The sequence below is a fragment of the Actinomadura citrea genome (genome assembly GCF_013409045.1).
Taxonomy (GTDB): Bacteria; Actinomycetota; Actinomycetes; order Streptosporangiales; family Streptosporangiaceae; genus Spirillospora; species Spirillospora citrea.
In genome coordinates this window covers 7,654,439-7,669,398 of record NZ_JACCBT010000001.1, presented here as the reverse complement: position 1 = coordinate 7,669,398, position 14,960 = coordinate 7,654,439, and the positions used below count along the sequence as shown (strand labels likewise).

At 72.4% G+C, this 14,960-nt stretch carries 14 protein-coding genes; 8 read left to right on the top strand and 6 right to left on the bottom strand.

The genetic code is table 11. The annotated features are described in order from the left end of the window. Positions 1-426: 426 nt before the first annotated feature. A complete protein-coding gene (locus tag BJ999_RS41560; protein ID WP_218935384.1) occupies positions 427-2,274 on the top strand; it encodes a serine/threonine-protein kinase in 1,848 nt (615 codons plus the stop codon). 81 nt (positions 2,275-2,355) lie between these two features. On the opposite strand, the gene nucS is transcribed toward BJ999_RS41560, so the two are convergent. Together nucS and BJ999_RS35100 are read right to left on the bottom strand one after the other, a co-directional pair. Then, a complete protein-coding gene (gene nucS / locus BJ999_RS35105) occupies positions 2,356-3,036 on the bottom strand; it encodes an endonuclease NucS (RefSeq protein WP_179837240.1) in 681 nt (226 codons plus the stop codon). 33 nt (positions 3,037-3,069) lie between these two features. Beyond that, the gene (locus BJ999_RS35100) at positions 3,070-4,161 is read right to left on the bottom strand and encodes a HEAT repeat domain-containing protein (RefSeq protein WP_179837239.1); all 1,092 of its coding nucleotides are present in this window, start codon (positions 4,159-4,161) and stop codon (positions 3,070-3,072) included. A 162-nt stretch (positions 4,162-4,323) separates the two neighbouring features. On the opposite strand from BJ999_RS35100, the gene BJ999_RS35095 reads away from it, so the two are divergent. Then, entirely contained in the window at positions 4,324-4,515 is a 192-nt protein-coding gene (locus BJ999_RS35095; protein WP_179837238.1) for a hypothetical protein, read from the top strand. 133 nt (positions 4,516-4,648) lie between these two features. Then, on the top strand, positions 4,649-5,035 hold the full coding sequence (locus BJ999_RS35090) for an SCO5389 family protein (RefSeq protein ID WP_179837237.1): 387 nt from the start codon (positions 4,649-4,651) through the stop codon (positions 5,033-5,035). A gap of 48 nt (positions 5,036-5,083) precedes the next feature. Here the strand turns inward: BJ999_RS35090 and BJ999_RS35085 are convergent, their stop codons facing one another. Further along, positions 5,084-6,124 carry an LLM class flavin-dependent oxidoreductase gene (locus BJ999_RS35085; RefSeq protein WP_218935383.1) on the bottom strand — a complete coding sequence of 347 codons (1,041 nt, stop codon included), beginning with the start codon at positions 6,122-6,124 and terminating at the stop codon, positions 5,084-5,086. Between BJ999_RS35085 and BJ999_RS35080 the strand changes: the two genes are divergently transcribed. The 4 genes from BJ999_RS35080 to BJ999_RS35065 all read left to right on the top strand — a co-directional run bounded on the left by BJ999_RS35080 (position 6,123) and on the right by BJ999_RS35065 (position 9,683). Next, positions 6,123-7,709: a 3-hydroxyacyl-CoA dehydrogenase family protein gene (locus BJ999_RS35080; RefSeq protein ID WP_179837236.1), complete on the top strand. Its 1,587-nt coding sequence runs from the start codon at positions 6,123-6,125 to the stop codon at positions 7,707-7,709. The genes BJ999_RS35085 and BJ999_RS35080 overlap by 2 nt on opposite strands. Positions 7,710-7,737: 28 nt before the next feature. After that, positions 7,738-8,049, top strand: a complete 312-nt coding sequence (locus BJ999_RS35075; protein WP_179837235.1) for an ATP/GTP-binding protein — start codon at positions 7,738-7,740, stop codon at positions 8,047-8,049. A 59-nt stretch (positions 8,050-8,108) separates the two neighbouring features. Beyond that, positions 8,109-8,828 (top strand): alpha/beta hydrolase, encoded by a 720-nt coding sequence (locus BJ999_RS35070; protein ID WP_179839021.1) that lies wholly within the window; start codon positions 8,109-8,111, stop codon positions 8,826-8,828. Positions 8,829-8,891: 63 nt separating this feature from the next. Then, entirely contained in the window at positions 8,892-9,683 is a 792-nt protein-coding gene (locus BJ999_RS35065) for an alpha/beta fold hydrolase (protein WP_179837234.1), read from the top strand. Positions 9,684-9,711: 28 nt separating this feature from the next. On the opposite strand, the gene BJ999_RS35060 is transcribed toward BJ999_RS35065, so the two are convergent. The 3 genes from BJ999_RS35060 to mce form a co-directional block, all read right to left on the bottom strand. Beyond that, the gene (locus BJ999_RS35060; RefSeq protein ID WP_179837233.1) at positions 9,712-11,172 is read right to left on the bottom strand and encodes an AI-2E family transporter; all 1,461 of its coding nucleotides are present in this window, start codon (positions 11,170-11,172) and stop codon (positions 9,712-9,714) included. A gap of 100 nt (positions 11,173-11,272) precedes the next feature. Next, on the bottom strand, positions 11,273-12,604 hold the full coding sequence (locus tag BJ999_RS35055; protein WP_179837232.1) for a DivIVA domain-containing protein: 1,332 nt from the start codon (positions 12,602-12,604) through the stop codon (positions 11,273-11,275). 329 nt (positions 12,605-12,933) lie between these two features. After that, positions 12,934-13,368, bottom strand: coding sequence for a methylmalonyl-CoA epimerase (gene mce, locus BJ999_RS35050; protein ID WP_179837231.1), 435 nt, complete (start codon positions 13,366-13,368; stop codon positions 12,934-12,936). A 107-nt stretch (positions 13,369-13,475) separates the two neighbouring features. On the opposite strand from mce, the gene BJ999_RS35045 reads away from it, so the two are divergent. After that, positions 13,476-14,675 carry an acetyl-CoA C-acetyltransferase gene (locus BJ999_RS35045; RefSeq protein ID WP_179837230.1) on the top strand — a complete coding sequence of 400 codons (1,200 nt, stop codon included), beginning with the start codon at positions 13,476-13,478 and terminating at the stop codon, positions 14,673-14,675. Positions 14,676-14,960 lie beyond the last annotated feature (285 nt).

Sequence of the window (14,960 nt, the reverse complement as noted above, 5' to 3'; positions counted from 1 at the left end):
GCCGGCGGCCCGACGTACCCCGGGCCCACCGGACACGGCGCTCCCAAGCTCGGCCGGGAGCGGCGGCAGGACGAGCCGGCGGGGCTCATCGTCGTCCGGTCGGAGCCCCCCGGAGGGACGGGGTGCGGCACGTTCGGCCTCAAGGAGGCTTCGCAGAGGAGTTCGGACTCGGACGGGTACCTTTCGGCGGAACCCGGCGTCGCGTCGATCGTCGCCGTGGACGGCATGAGCACTCCCGAGGGCGTCAAGGTCGGCGCGCCGGCCTCGGAGGCCGAGAAGGCGTATCCGAAAATCCGCAAGGGCCCCCGCCCTTCTTTCGTCACGGTGCCGGGTGACGCCGAGGCCGTGTCCCGAACATCGGACCGAACATCCTCGCGGACCATCGCGTCACAGTGATCAACAAGGCCGGGGCGTCGAGGAGATCATGTGGGCGAGTGGAAGATCTCCGGTTTTCGCGAGGTGCGGGAGCTCGGGGCGGGGGCGCAGGGACGCGTCGTTCTGGCGCAGCACGAGGAGACCGGTTTCCCGGTCGCGGTGAAGTACGTCGCCCTCGGGGCGGACCCGGCCCCGCTGGAGGCGTTGCGCCGCGAGGCCGAGATGCTGGCCAGGGTGGAGAGCCCGCACGTGGCCCGGCTGTACCGGCTGGTGGAGAGCGAGCACGGCGCCGCCATCGTGATGGAGGCGGTCGACGGCGTCTCGCTCAAGGTGGTCCTCGCCGAGCACGGGCGGCTGGAACCGCACGCGGCGCTGACCGTCCTGAAGGGGTCGCTGCTCGGCCTGGCGGCGGCGCACGCGGCGGGCGTCGTCCACCGGGACTACAAGCCCGCCAACGTGGTGGTGCCCGAGGACGGGCGCAGCAAGCTCATCGACTTCGGCATCGCGTCGGCCGCCGGTTCGGCGTCGCGGTCGGGCACGCCGTCCTACATGGCGCCGGAGCAGTGGCAGGCGGGCGAGGCCGGACCGTCCGCCGACGTGTACGCGGCGACCTGCGTCTTCTACGAATGCGTCATGGGCCGGCGCCCGTTCGGCGCGGACAGCGTCGTCGGGCTGCGCGGGCAGCACCTCACCGCCCCCGTCCCGCTGGGCGACTTCCCCGAACCGCTGCGCCCGCTGGTCGCCCGGGGACTGGCGAAGAGCCCCGCGGAGCGGCACGCCGGGGCCCTGGACTTCGTCGCCGAGCTGGAGAGCGTCGCCCGCACGGCCTACGGGGACGACTGGGAGGGCCGCGGCATCCGCGCGCTGGCCACGACGGCGGCGGGGCTGTCCATGCTGTTCCCGCTCGTCGCCGCGGGGATCTCGGCGCCGGCGGGAACGACCGCCGCCGGCGCGGGCGCCGCGGCCGGGGCCGGGGGAGCGGGGGCGGGGGGCGCAGGGGGCGCCGGAACGGCCGGGACCGTCGCCACGGGTGCGGGGAAGACCTCGGCGGGCTTCCTCGCCAAGGCGAGCGTGGCCAAGGCGGCTCTGGTCGTCGCGGGGGCGACCGCGGCGGGTACGGTCAGCGTGGTCGCCTACGAGACGACCCGCCCGGAGGCCGCACAGGAGCCCCAGATCACCCTCGCCTCCCTGAACCAGACCTACGGCGACCGGGTGCTCAAGGTCCAGGGCGGCCAGTACGCCCGGGTCAAGGGGATGAAGAAGGCGTCGGTCCAGACCGCGGCCAACAAGGCCCTGCGCGTCCCTCTCGACCAGGCCATCAGGTTCTACAAGGAATGGGGCAAGACCGCCGCCGCGCGCGCCGCCTGCGGCGGCCGGATGAACCTGCTCGGCACGAGCGTCGTCAAGGGGTTGAGCGGCCCCGACCTCGTGTCGGTGCGCTACGTGCCGAAGTTCCAGCGCAGTTGCGGCAAGGGGCCCGGCTACTTTCCGGGGTTCGGCGTCACCGTCGACCTGCGCACCGGCCGCGCGCTGACGGCCGACGACATCTTCAAGCCCGCCTCGTTCGGCGAAGCTGGAATGACCCGGTTGTGGGACGGGATTCCGGAAGGACCCGACAAGCGGCAGATGATGCGCGGCTACTCAGGCTCGGGCGGTTTCTTCAACCCCTTCAACCGCGAAGCGTTCTTCCAGAACTCCCGGCGACCTGAGTCGCCCCCATGGGCGCTGCCGTTCTTCGGTAAGCGGCAGTTCGACCTTGTCTACACCGGACTGGATGTCGGACCGGACTCGGGGGGGCTGGATCTGAGCCACACGAGTGCCTACGATTTCGCCATCCCTTACGGAAGAGTGAAAGACCTCTTCAAGCCCGAACTGGTGGCACGGCTCCCCGTTTCGTGACCCCGCCGCGCACGCGTATGAGGTCACGAAACAAAAGGCGGGGACGTGCGAGGGCTTCACCGTCACCGAACGGCAGGACCGTCAGAAGAGGGTGCCCTCGTGTTCGATGCCGCGCAGGGCGTCGTAGTCGAGGGTGACGCAGGTGATGCCGCGGTCGGTGGCGAGGACGCGGGCCTGGGGCTTGATCTCCTGGGCCGCGAAGACGCCGCGGACGGGGGCCAGGTGCGGGTCGCGGTTCAGCAGCTCCAGGTAGCGGGTGAGTTGTTCGACGCCGTCGATCTCGCCTCGGCGTTTGATCTCGATGGCGACGGTGGCGCTGGCGGCGTCGCGGCAGAGGATGTCGACCGGGCCGATGGCGGTCGGGAACTCGCGGCGGATCAGGGTGTAGCCCTCACCGAGGGTGGTGATGTGCTCGGCGAGCAGTTCCTGGAGGTGGGCTTCGACGCCGTCCTTCTGGAGGCCGGGGTCGATGCCCAGTTCGTGGCTGGTGTCGTGGAGGAGCTCCTCGATGGTGAGGATCAGCCGCTCGCCCGATTTGCCGTGCGTGACCGTCCAGCGTGCGACGGCGCCGTTCTCCTCGTAGACCTCCTCGCGCAGCGAGCAGGGCGGGTTCATCCAGTTGAGGGGCTTGTAGGCGCGGTCGTCGGCGTGCACGCTCACACTCCCGTCCGCCTTGATCAGGATCAGGCGGAGGGCCATCGGCAGATGGGCGGTGAGCTTGCCGGCGTAGTCGACACTGCAGCGGGCGATAACGAGACGCACGCTGCATCACCTTAGTGCGACGTCCGGCCCGCTTCAGGCGAGACCGGCGTACCGGCGGCACTCTTCGTGGGCGGTGGGCAGGCCCCAGTCGCGGAGGATCTCCAGCAGATTGACCCACCGCCAGCTCTCGGACGGCAGTTCGGCGATCGTGCGGACGGTCCGCCGCTGCGCGGAGCTGAGCTCGGCGAACCGGGGGAGCGGGAGGACCGGTGTGCGGAACGTCAGCCTCAGCGCCGCCCCGGCCATCGGGAACGACGCCTCGTCGGACGTGCGGGCCAGGCCGTCGAGGACGGCGTCGACGGCATCGGACGGCACCTCGTCCAGCGCGGCGACCGTCAGTGCCGAGTAGAGGCGCAGGTCGCCCTCCAGAAAGGCCACCTCCCCCTCGGGCGGAGACGCGCTGCAGGCCGCCAGTTCGGCGATGACGGGTGCGTCGGCCGCGTCCAGCCGGGCGAGCGCGATCGCGGCGGCCCAGCGCGGCAGCGGCTCGGCGGCGGCCAGGTGCTCGCGGATCCGGGGGAGCAGCGCCCGGCCCTCCAGCAGCCCGGCGGCGACGAGCGCGTGCGCGATGACGCCCGGGTCCTGCTCGACGTCGAGGAGCGCGTCCAGCGCGGTGAGCGTGGCCGCCGCATCCTCGGGGAACCAGCCCGCCGTGTACGCGGCGGCGGCCCGCACTCCGGCGTCGTCATCGCCGAGCAGGTTCCGAACGGCGGGCAGCCCGGTGCGGACGGCGTCGTAGGCGGCGAGCTCCGCCTCCGCGGCACGGTCGGTCTCGCGCAGCCGCGCCGCCTCCTCGCGCCAGGCCGTGATGTCGACACCGGACGGCAGGTGCGCCTCGTCGTACCCGATGGCCAGCGCGGCCGCCAGGTAGAGCGGCCAGATGCGTTCCGGAGCGCCGGGATCGGACGCCAGGGCGAGCAGGAACGGGACGGCCGCGGCGGACGCGCCGTACCGGTTTCCCTGATGGAAGATGTTGGTGAACAGCTCCCCCAACGCCGTCTGCCGCTCATCCTCGTCCGCCGAGGAAAGCGCGCGGAGGAGGTCGGGCACGTCCTCCGCCGAGCCGTAGGCGTGGTCGAGGCCCGCCCAGTCGATGTCGTCCAGCCCGGCCGGCGGTTCGCGCATGCCGCGATCATGCCAGCCGCGCCGGGACATCCGCCCCTGAGCGCGCCTAAGACCACTGACCGGGCGATATAAGGCGTCATGCCCATGTGGGGACGGGGACCTTAGCGCGAGTCTCTTGGATGTCGGGCCGTGTCGATCGGCCCGGAGCCATTCGGAGGGGCCGTGTACCACCACGAGATCATGCAGTCGGTCATGAGCGAGCGGGTCCGAGCGCTGCGCGCGGAGGCCGGGGCCGAGCGGGACGCACGACTGGTGCGCCGGGCCCGCGAGTACTGGGCCGAGCGCGCCGAGCGGATCGCCGCCCGCCCGGCGGCACGGCGGCGTCGCCACCACGACGCCGCACCCGCGCGATGATCACGGTCCCGGCCGCCCGGCCGGGGCCGTGGTCATAGCGGAATGAAAACCTTTGTCAAGCCTGGAATTCTCTCGGGTCCGTGATTACCGTCGGCGGGTGGGTGTTCATCCTCCGTCTGCGAAAGGACCCCGCATGTCTCTCGACGTGACCCCGGAACTGCTGGAGACGGCGCAGAAGGGCGAGGTCGGCGACGCGGACTTCGTCGAGTGCATCAGGACCTCCCTCCCCTACGCCTGGGACATGGTCAGCGGCCTCGTCGCCCGGCTCCAGGTGGACGGCGGGGACTTCGCCGACAACCTCACCCCGCCGCCGGACGAGAAGGCGCGCGGCCAACTCCTCCGCGTCCTCGCGAGCGACGCCATGCGCGGCGCGCTGGAACGTTACTTCGGGGTGAGACTCGCGTTCCAGAACTGCCACCGCGTCGCGGTCTTCCCCACCGAAGACTCCTCCGCCTACCGGACGTTCGTCACGGCCCGCGAACAGATCCTCAACCAGTCCCCCGAACTCCGAGACTGCTGACCCGCCCAGCCCCACGCGGCGCGCCGACCGGTTCGGCGCGCCGCGCCGCTATGTGGCGGCGCGGAGTCCGGGGAGGACTTCCCGGCCCAGGCGGGTGATGTTCTCCAGGGTGGCGGCGCGGGAGCCGGCGGCCTCCACCAGGAGGATCAGGTGCCTTATGCCGGTCCGCTCGACCGTGGTGATGAGGGACTCGGCGCAGTCGTCCGGTGAGCCGATCGGGTGGAGGGCGCACATCAGGCGCGTGTAGGCCACGGGGTCGCGGGACGGGCGCGGGCGGTCGTCCACGGCGACGTATCCCTCCAGGCCGGGGCCCAGCCAGCGCGGCATCCCGTCCATGAGGGCGGCGACCGCCTGCTCCCGCGTGTCGGCGACCTGGGCCACATGGGCGGAGACGTGGGGGAGGGACGGGTCGCCGTGCCGGGCGACGGCGGCGGCCTTCTCGTCCGGTCCGACATGCATGCCGAGGAGCATCGGCAGGCCCCGCTCCGCCGCCAGCGCCTCGGTCGCGGGGGACGTGCAGGCGACCGTCACCGGCGGCGGGACGGGCGCCCGCGGGACGACCGGCACCTCCCGGAAGGCGAAATGCTCGCCCGACCACGCGAGACGGTCGGAACGCAGCCACGCCAGCAGCAGATCGAGGGATTCGGCGAAGCCGTCCTCGTAGCGGGGGAGGCCCGTGCCGAACACCTCCAGGTCGCGCCACGGTCCGCCGCGCCCGACGCCCAGCCGGAAGCGGCCGCCGGACAGCAGCGCCAGCATCGCGGCCTGCTCGGCCAGCGCCACCGGATGCTGGCTGGACAGCACGCTGACCGCCGTCCCGACGCCGACCCGCGAGGTGGCGGCCAGCAGATGCCCGGCCAGCACGGTCGCGGACGGCACCACCCCGTACGACATGAAGTGGTGCTCGGCGAGCCACACGTCGTCGAACCCGGCGCGCTCGGCGGCGACGGCGGCCTCGACGGTGCGGGACAGGGCGGCGGCGTCGTCCTGGCCGGGGAAACGGGCGGCGAGGAGGAGGATTCCGAGGCGCACGTCCCCGTCGTACCCGCCCTGGGGGACGGGCGAGCGCTCTGCAAGACTGCGATTCATGACTGGTGGTTCGTTCAACAGGGTCGGGGTCGTCGGACTGGGCACGATGGGCGCGGGCATCGCCGAAGTGCTGGCGCGGGGCGGCTTCGCGGTCGTCGGCATCGAGGTGAACCGGGAGGCGCTGGAGCGCGGGCGCGGCAACCTGGAGTCCTCGACCGGACGGGCCGTCAAGCGCGGCAAGCTCGGTGAGGACGCCCGGCGCGAGATCCTCGGCCGGATCACCCTGTCGACCGACTTCGCCGACCTCGGCGACTGCGGCCTCGTCATCGAGGCCGTCCCCGAGCGGCTCGACCTGAAGCGCACGGTGTTCGCCGAGCTCGACCGCGTGTGCCGGGACGACGCGGTCCTCGCCACCAACACCTCCTCCCTGTCGGTCACCGACATCGCGGTCACCACCGGCCGCCCCACCAAGATCGTCGGGGTGCACTTCTTCAACCCGGCGCCGGTCATGAAGCTCGTCGAGGTCATCGGGACCGTCCTCACCGAGCCGGAGGCCGTCGCCCGGGTGGCCGGCCTGGTCAAGGGCCTCGGCAAGACGCCGGTGACGATCGGGGACCGGGCGGGGTTCGTCGCCAACCGCCTCCTGTTCGGCTACCTGAACCAGGCCGCGACCATGCTGGAGACCGGGCACGCCACCCGCGACGACATCGACGCCGCGATGAAGGGGGGCGCCGGCCTGCCGATGGGCCCGTTCACCCTGATGGACCTGATCGGCCTCGACACCTGCGTCGAGGTGCTGGACGCGATCTACGCCGAGTCCCGCGACCGCCGCCACGCCGCCTCGCCGCTGCTCCGCGAACTCGTCACCGCCGGGCTCCTCGGCCGCAAGACCGGCCGAGGCTTCCACACCTACGACAAGTCCGGGCCAGGTGACGAGGGGCCGCCCGAGGCCGCGGCGCCGACCGTGGGCGTCGTCGGCGTCGGGCCGCTCGCGGACGCGGTCGCCGCGCTGTGCGACCGGGCGGGCGGCCAGGTCGTGGACTCCGCCGCCGAACTCGCCGGCTGCGACCTGGTCATCGAGGCCGCGCAGGACCCCGAGGCGGCGCGGGCGCTGCTGTCCGCCGCCGTCCAGGCCGTCAAGCCCGGCACGGTCATCGCCGTCACCTCGCTGGACGGCTCCGCGGACGGTTCCGCGATCCGGCAGGCCATGGCCACCGGGCGTCCGTCCGACGTCGTCGGGCTGCACCTCCCCGACCCGGCCGGCGCTCTGGTGGAGATGTCCGCCACGGTCGCGACCGCTCCGGACGTCGCCGACCGCGCCGCCGTCCTCCTCGCGCGTCTCGGCCTCACCGTCGTGCGCTGCCGCGACCGCGCCGGGTTCATCGTGGACGCCCTGCGGCTGCCGTACCTGAACGACGCCGCCGCCATGCTCGGCGCCGGATACGCCGATGCCGACTCCATCGACGCCGCGATGACGCTGGGCTGCGGCTATCCGACCGGCCCCATCGCCGACCTCGACCGCATCGGCCCCGATCGCGCCGTCGCCGTCCTGCGCGCCCTCCACGCGGAGACCCGCGACCCGGCCCTGGCGCCGGCTCCCCTCCTCGTGGAACACGCGACGGCGGAAAAGCCCCTGCGTTCGTGAGGGTGGTCGAGTTCATATGCTTTAGGGCATGAGCCCCCGGAAGAATCGCCGTGCCGCGTCTGGACGTTCCGCCGGAGGCGGGGGCGCTTCGTGGGCTCAGGAGACCGAGGAGGGGCCGGACGGGGAATGGATCGTCCGGTCGGTCTCCGGGGCGGGGGCGGCCAAGCCGTACCGCTGCCCGGGATGCGACCAGGAGATCCCGCCGGGCGTCGGCCATGTCGTCGCGTGGCGGGCGGGTGACGGCGGCGACGACCGGCGGCACTGGCACCGGCCCTGCTGGCAGGCCCGGACCCGCCGGTCGCCCCGCGTCCTGCGGTCGCGCAACGCCCCGCGCTACTGACGACCGGCGTCCGGAGCGCGGCGGACGCCGCCCGGCCGAGTGAGACGGAGAGAACGATGGTGGAGATCAGGGCGGCCTCGGTGCTGCCGGCGCGGCGTGAGGAGATCACGCTGCACACGTCCGACGGCCTGGAGCTGGTCGGCGAGCTGGCACTGCCGCCGGAGCGGCCGCCGGTGGCGACGCTGGTCTGCCTGCATCCGCTGCCCACGGCCGAGGGGATGATGGACAGCCACGTCCTGCGCAAGGCGTCCTTCCGGCTGCCCGCGCTCGCCGACCTCGCCGTCCTGCGCTTCAACACGCGGGGGACGACGTCCGCGCGCGGCACGAGCCAGGGCGAGTTCGGCGAGGGCGAGACCGAGCGGTTCGACGTGGCGGCGGCGCTGGAGTACACCGAGTACCACGACCTGCCGCGGCCGTGGCTGCTCGGCTGGTCGTTCGGCACCGAGCTGGCGCTCAAGTGGGGCCTCGACCCGCTGGTGGAGGGTGCGATCCTGCTGTCGCCGCCGTTGAAGAGGGCCGGCGACGCCGACCTCGACGCGTGGGGCGCCGACGGGCGGCCCGTCGTGGCGCTGGTGCCGGAGTTCGACGACTACCTGCGCCCGGCGGAGGCGCGGGAGCGGTTCAAGCGCGTCCCGCAGGCCGAGGTGGTCGCGGTGGACGACGCCAAGCACCTCTGGGTGGGCGAACCCTACGTCCGGATCGTGCTGAACGAGATCGTCAAGCGGGTCGCGCCAGCCGCCTGCCCGCTCCCCACCGAATGGGATGAAACGGACAGATAAACACGTGCGGCCGATCGCGGCCACTCCGTCCCACCGGCCGCGCCAGCGGGCGACCATTGCCCAATGACGGTGCAGCTGTACGCAAGGGACGTGGGGACCGGCACACCGCTCGTACTGCTGCACGCCTTCCCGCTGTCGTCGGCGATGTGGCTCGCCCAGCGCGAGGGCCTCGCCGCCCGGTTCCGGGTCGTCACCCCCGACCTGCGCGGCTTCGGCGGCTCCCTGCTGGGCGACGACGAGCCGTCCGTCGACGCGATGGCCGACGACGTCGCCCGCGCGTGCCGCTCGCTCGGCGTCCGGCGGGCCGTCGTCGGCGGGCTGTCCATGGGCGGGTACGTGGCGATGGCGCTGTGCCGGCGGCACCCCGACCTCGTCCTCGGCCTCGTGCTGGCCGCCACCCGCGCCACCGCCGACACCGCCCCCGCCCGGGAGAACCGGCTCCGGCAGGCCGACACACTGGAAAGCGAGCACAGCACGCGCGTCCTCGTGGACGAGGTGCTGCCCGGTCTCGTCGGCCCCACCACCTTCCGGCAGCGGGCGCTGGTCTACGGGCGGGTCCGCGGGCTCGTCCAGGCGGCGCCGCCGCTCGCCGCCGCGTGGGCGCAGCGCGCCATGGCGGGACGCGCGGACTCCTCCGCGACGCTCGGCGGCCTCCGCGCCCCCGCGCTCGTCATGATCGGGGACGAGGACGCGCTGGCCACCGTGGACGAGGCCCGCGCCATGGCCGAGGCGATGCCGAACGCCGAACTGCTGGTCATCCCGCGCGCCGGGCACCTGTGCGCGGTGGAGCAGCCCGACCTGTTCAACCAGGCGGTGGCGGAGTTCGCCGCCGCCCTCGCCCGCACCGCGCGCTGAGCCCGGCGCGGGCGCTCCGGAGCCCGGCCTACAGCGTCTCCTGGCGCGGTATGGCTACCTCGCGGATCAGCAGCGAGATCGCGGCCGCCGTGGGGATCGCCAGCAGCGCGCCGACCACGCCGAGCAGCGCCGCGCCGACCAGCGCCGCCACGATCGTCACCGCCGGCTGGACGTCCACGGTCCGCTTCATCACCCGCGGGTAGACGAGGTAGTTCTCCACCTGCTGGTAGACGACGTAGAAGATCGCGCAGACGATGAGGTCGGTCGTGGTCCCGGTCAGGAACGCCACCAGGGAGACGACCACCGCGCCGATCGTGGCGCCGATGAGCGGGACGAGGTCGGTCACCGCGACGATCAGCGCCAGGGCGAGCGCGTACTTCACCCCGACGATCGACAGGAAGATGTACGAGCACACGCCCGCGATGAGCGCGATCGTGAACTGGCCGGCGACGTAGCCGCCGATCCGGTCGAGGATCTCGTCGCCGAGCAGGGCGACGCGGGCCCGCCGGGTGCGCGGCGCCAGCTGGTAGAAGAACGTCTTGATCTGCGGCAGCGAGCTGAGGAAGTACAGCGTCAGGATCAGGATCGTGATCGTCTGGAAGATGCCGTTGATCGCGACCTTGCCGATGCCGGTGGCGGTGTCGGTGAGGCCCTTCTGGAAGCCGTCGCCGTTCACCGTCTTCTCGGCGCGTTCCAGCAGGCCGTAGCGCTTGTCCCAGTCGGCCAGCGTCTTGTTGTTCTGCAGCTGCTGGACGTACTCGGGGATGTTGTGCCGCAGCTCGGTGACCTGCTCGGACACCGGCTGGACGAGGGAGGCGACGAATCCGGCGAAGAACAGGATCACGATCAGGAACACCGTGGCGACCGCGGCCCCGCGCGGGAGGCCGAACCTGCGGAGCCGTTCCACCGCCGGGTTGAGGCCGACCGCGAGGAACATCGCCACCACGATCATGACGAGCACCGACTTGGCGTTCGTCGCGGCCTTCACCAGCATCCAGGCGGTGATGACGCCGAGCGCCGCGGTGAACCCGAACACGAACGGGTGCGCGCGGCCGAGCGGCTGGCCGGGCTTGCCGAACGGGAACAGGTGGTCGACGCCGGCCTCGCGCTTGCGCTGCTCGACGTCGTGCGCCGGGTCGGGCGCGCCGGGCTCGGGCGCCACCGGCTCGGCGGTGGTCGCCGCAGCCGGAAGGGTGACCGGGGCGCCGGTCGCCGGGTCGCGTTCCCCCACGGGCTGCTCGATCTCCTCGGGTATCAGCGCACCACTGGGCGCGACACTGCCGTCGTCACCGGTGTCGTCCTTGCCGGAGCCGGTCTCGCCGTCGCGGGACTCGCCGTCGCGGGAATCGCCGGACGGGTCGCCGTCGCGGTCCGCCTCGTCGGTGTCGTCGGCGGGCGGCGCCGGAGCGGGGACCCGGCGGCCGGTCGCGGACCGTCCCTCGCCGGGGACGGGCTCACGGCCGTCGTCCTGGGGGGTCTCGTCGGGCACGCCGCTCTCCTCTGTCGTGCGTCTACGGGGTTGAGACGACGGAAAGCCCGGAGGCGTTTCACCGCCTCCAGGCTTCCCGTCATGCCCGACCTTTAAGGGGTCACTCCTGCCACCAGTCCTCGTCGTCCTCTTCGGACTTCTTGGCCTGGGCCGGCTTGGCGGGTGCGGCCTTGGCGGCCGGCTGCTGCTGCTGCTTGGGCTGGGCCTGCGGCGCCGGGGCCGGCTTCGGCTCGGCGGCCGGGATCGCGGCCTTCTCCGGGGGCGCGGCCAGCTCGGGCTCGGAGCCCATCGACGGCGCGACGCCGCCGATGAGCTGGCGCAGCTGGTTGAGGTGGCTGGTGATGCTGTCGCGCTGCCGGGTGAGCTCGTCGACCTGGCGCTGCGCCGCCGTCCGGACGCGGTCGGCCTCGGACTTGGTCTCGGCGAGCAGCTGCTCGGCCTGCGACTTGGCCTCGGCGATCACGTTGTCGGAGTTCTTGCGCGCGTTGGCCATCAGCTGCTTGGCGTGCGAGTCGGCCTCGCGCCGGGTCTGCTCGGCCTGCTGCGTCGCCTTCGCGGCGCGCTGCTCGGCGGACGCGGCGCGCTGCTCGGCCTCGGCGACGAGCTTCTGCGTCGCGGCCTGGGCGGCGGAGTGGCGCTCGGCGTCCTGCCGGTCGGCCTCCTCGCGTCGGGCGGCGAGCTGGATCTCGAACTCGGCCTCGGCCTGGGCGCGCTGGGCCTCGCTCTCCTCCAGGATGCGCTGGGCCTGGGCCCGCATCTCGTCGGCCTGCCGCTTGGCCGTGGTGAGGATCTCGTCGCGCTCCCGCTTGGTGGACGCGCGCAGCTGCGCCACCTCGCGCTCGGTGGTGGTGCGCAGCTTGGCGATCTCACGCTCGGCGCCGGCGCGCTTCTCGGCGACCTCGTGGTCGGCGGTGGCCCGCAGCTTGGCGACCTCGCGCTCGGTGGTGGAGGTCAGCTCGTCGGCCTCGCGGTGGGCGGAGGTGCGCACCTCCTCGGCCTCCCGCTCGGCCGCCTGCCGCATGTCGTCGCCCTCGCGCTGGGCGTTGGCGCGCAGCTCGGAGGCGTCGTTCTCGGCGGTGGCGCGCTGCTCGGCGGCGTCGACCTTGGCCGCGGCCTTGATCTCGTTCGCCTCCGAGCGGGCCGCCTGGACCAGCTCGGTCGCCTGCTCCTCGGCGAGCCGCAGCAGCTGTTCGATGCGGGCGCCGAGGCCGGAGTAGGTCGGACGTTCCTGCTCCTGCAGCTGGCGATGGGCGTCCGACAGCTCGCGCTGCAGGGCCTGGGTCTGCTCGCGGGTCTGCCGCACCTCGTTGTCGAGCTGCTTGATGTGCTCGTCGACCTGGTGCCGGTCGTAGCCGCGAAGCACCACGTCGAACTCGCGCGGGGGCGTGTCTTCAAAGAAGTTGCTGAGCTGGGCGTCGATGTCGGACTGCATGTGGCTCAATCCTGATGTGACGGGGCTACGGGTGGTTCCGGGGACCGGTCGATCGCCTGGCATGACGGACGCACTTGCCCGAGACCTCTTCCGGCGAATGAAGCGTACTCCGGACACTGCCGTGTTGGGGGCTCATCTTGACGCGCTGCGTGGAATGTCCCTTTTGTTCGGACCTGTGACGGGGTCGCAGCGGCCCAGGTGTGGGGGGTGCAAATACACCAGATGTGTCCGAACGGTCACAGAGCGGCGGTCCATGCCGCGCGGTCCGTGACCGTGATATCGAACACGTCACGATCCTGGCGCACCCCCGCCAGGCCCGGCGTACAAGATCATTCGGCGTCCGGCCGCTTCTGCACCAGCTCCGTCAGGACGCCGTGGCAGTCCTTCGGATGCAAAAAGTTGATCAACGATCCCATCGACCCGTTGCGCGGCGCGTCGTACAGCACGCGCACGCCCTTGCCGGCGATTCCGGCGGCCTCGCCGGCGACCGTCCCGTCCGTCCCGAACGCGATGTGGTGGACGCCCTCGCCGTTCTTCTCCATCCACTTGGCGACGGCCGAGTCCTCCCGGATCGGCTCGATGAGCTGCAGGTAGCTCGCCGCGCCGTCCCCCGTGTCGTTGATCTTGAGCATGCACTCCCGCACGCCCTGCTCCTCGTTCACCTCGAAGTGCGCGTCGGTGAAGCCGTAGGTCGCCTTGTAGAACTCGACGGTCGCGTCCAGATCGCGGCAGGCGATGCCGATGTGGTCGATACGGGTCAGCATGGGCTTTGTCCCTCCTCGGACGGCCAGGCGGGGGCGAACGGAACCGAACGCCGCTCCCGTGGGTATCGTGGCAAACGTCGCCGCAGCACCACCCTGGAGGCCCCCACATGACCACCTCGTCCGTGATCGTCGCCGGAGCGCGCACCCCCATCGGGCGCCTGATGGGCTCGCTGAAGGACTTCTCCGCGGCCGACCTCGGGGCGCACGCGATCAAGGCGGCGCTGGAGCGTGCCGGGGTGTCCGGCGACCAGGTGCAGTACGTGATCCTCGGTCAGGTGCTGCAGGCGGGCGCGGGGCAGATCCCGTCCCGGCAGGCGGCGGTCAAGGCGGGCATCCCGATGAGCGTCCCGTCCATCACGATCAACAAGGTCTGCCTCTCCGGGCTGGACGCGATCGCGCTGGCGGACCAGCTCATCCGGGCGGGCGAGTTCGACATCGTGGTGGCGGGCGGCATGGAGTCGATGACCCAGGCCCCGCACCTGCTGCCGAAGTCGCGCGGCGGCTACAAGTACGGCTCCGTCGAGCTCCTCGACCACATGGCCCACGACGCCCTCACCGACGCCTTCGACGGCGTCTCCATGGGCGAGTCGACCGAGCGCTACAACGCCGAGCTGGGCATCTCCCGCGAGGAGCAGGACGAGTTCTCCGCCCGCTCCCACCAGCGCGCCGCCGAGGCGATCAAGAACGGCGTGTTCGACGAGGAGATCGCCCCGGTCGAGGTCCCGCAGCGGCGCGGCGAGGCGGTCGTGTTCGCCGCCGACGAGGGCGTGCGCGGCGACACCACCGCCGAGGGCCTGGCCAGGCTGCGCCCGGCGTTCGGCAAGGACGGGACGATCACCGCGGGCTCGGCCTCGCAGATCTCCGACGGCGCCGCGGCGGTCGTGGTGATGTCCAAGGCCAAGGCCGAGGAGCTCGGCCTCACCTGGCTCGCCGAGATCGGCGCGCACGGCAACGTCGCGGGGCCGGACAACTCCCTGCAGTCCCAGCCGTCCAACGCGATCAAGCACGCCCTCGGCAAGGAGGGCCTCACCGTCGACGACCTCGACCTCATCGAGATCAACGAGGCGTTCGCCTCCGTCGGCATCCAGTCGATGCGCGACCTCGGCGTCGGCCCCGAGAAGGTCAACGTCAACGGCGGCGCCATCGCCGTCGGCCACCCGGTCGGCATGTCCGGCGCCCGCATCCTCCTGCACCTGGCCTACGAGCTGAAGCGCCGAGGCGGCGGCACCGGCGCCGCCGCCCTCTGCGGCGGCGGCGGCCAGGGCGATGCTGTACTTATTCGTGTTCCGACCCGGGAACTCGCCTAGCGGCTCGCTCCCGATCGGACCACGGCGATCGCTGGCATCGCTTCGGCTCGCCTTGCGGCTCGCTGCGCGATCGGATTCTCGCAAGCTCGAATCCGCCTTCGGACGCGATCGCGATTGTCGGGGTCGTCGGGGGTTCCGACTCGGGAACTCGCTGCGGCTCGTTCTCGATCGGATCACTTAACGATCGCCGGCATCGCTGTGCCTGTGGCAGTGCTCTCCTTCTTCGGGCCTGGCGGCCCTCCATCGTCGGGCACGCGGGCGATCGCTGGCATCGCTTCGGCTCGC

Coding starts and splice junctions, on each gene's coding strand:
- BJ999_RS35045 (WP_179837230.1), top strand. CDS start 13,476: ATGACCACCTCGTCCGTGATCGTCGCCGGAGCGCGCACCCCCATCGGG.
- BJ999_RS35100 (WP_179837239.1), bottom strand. CDS start 4,161: ATGCGCGAACCGCCGGCCGGGCTGGACGACATCGACTGGGCGGGCCTC.
- BJ999_RS35065 (WP_179837234.1), top strand. CDS start 8,892: ATGACGGTGCAGCTGTACGCAAGGGACGTGGGGACCGGCACACCGCTC.
- BJ999_RS35090 (WP_179837237.1), top strand. CDS start 4,649: ATGTCTCTCGACGTGACCCCGGAACTGCTGGAGACGGCGCAGAAGGGC.
- BJ999_RS35085 (WP_218935383.1), bottom strand. CDS start 6,124: ATGAATCGCAGTCTTGCAGAGCGCTCGCCCGTCCCCCAGGGCGGGTAC.
- BJ999_RS35075 (WP_179837235.1), top strand. CDS start 7,738: ATGAGCCCCCGGAAGAATCGCCGTGCCGCGTCTGGACGTTCCGCCGGA.
- mce (WP_179837231.1), bottom strand. CDS start 13,368: ATGCTGACCCGTATCGACCACATCGGCATCGCCTGCCGCGATCTGGAC.
- BJ999_RS35055 (WP_179837232.1), bottom strand. CDS start 12,604: ATGCAGTCCGACATCGACGCCCAGCTCAGCAACTTCTTTGAAGACACG.
- BJ999_RS35080 (WP_179837236.1), top strand. CDS start 6,123: ATGACTGGTGGTTCGTTCAACAGGGTCGGGGTCGTCGGACTGGGCACG.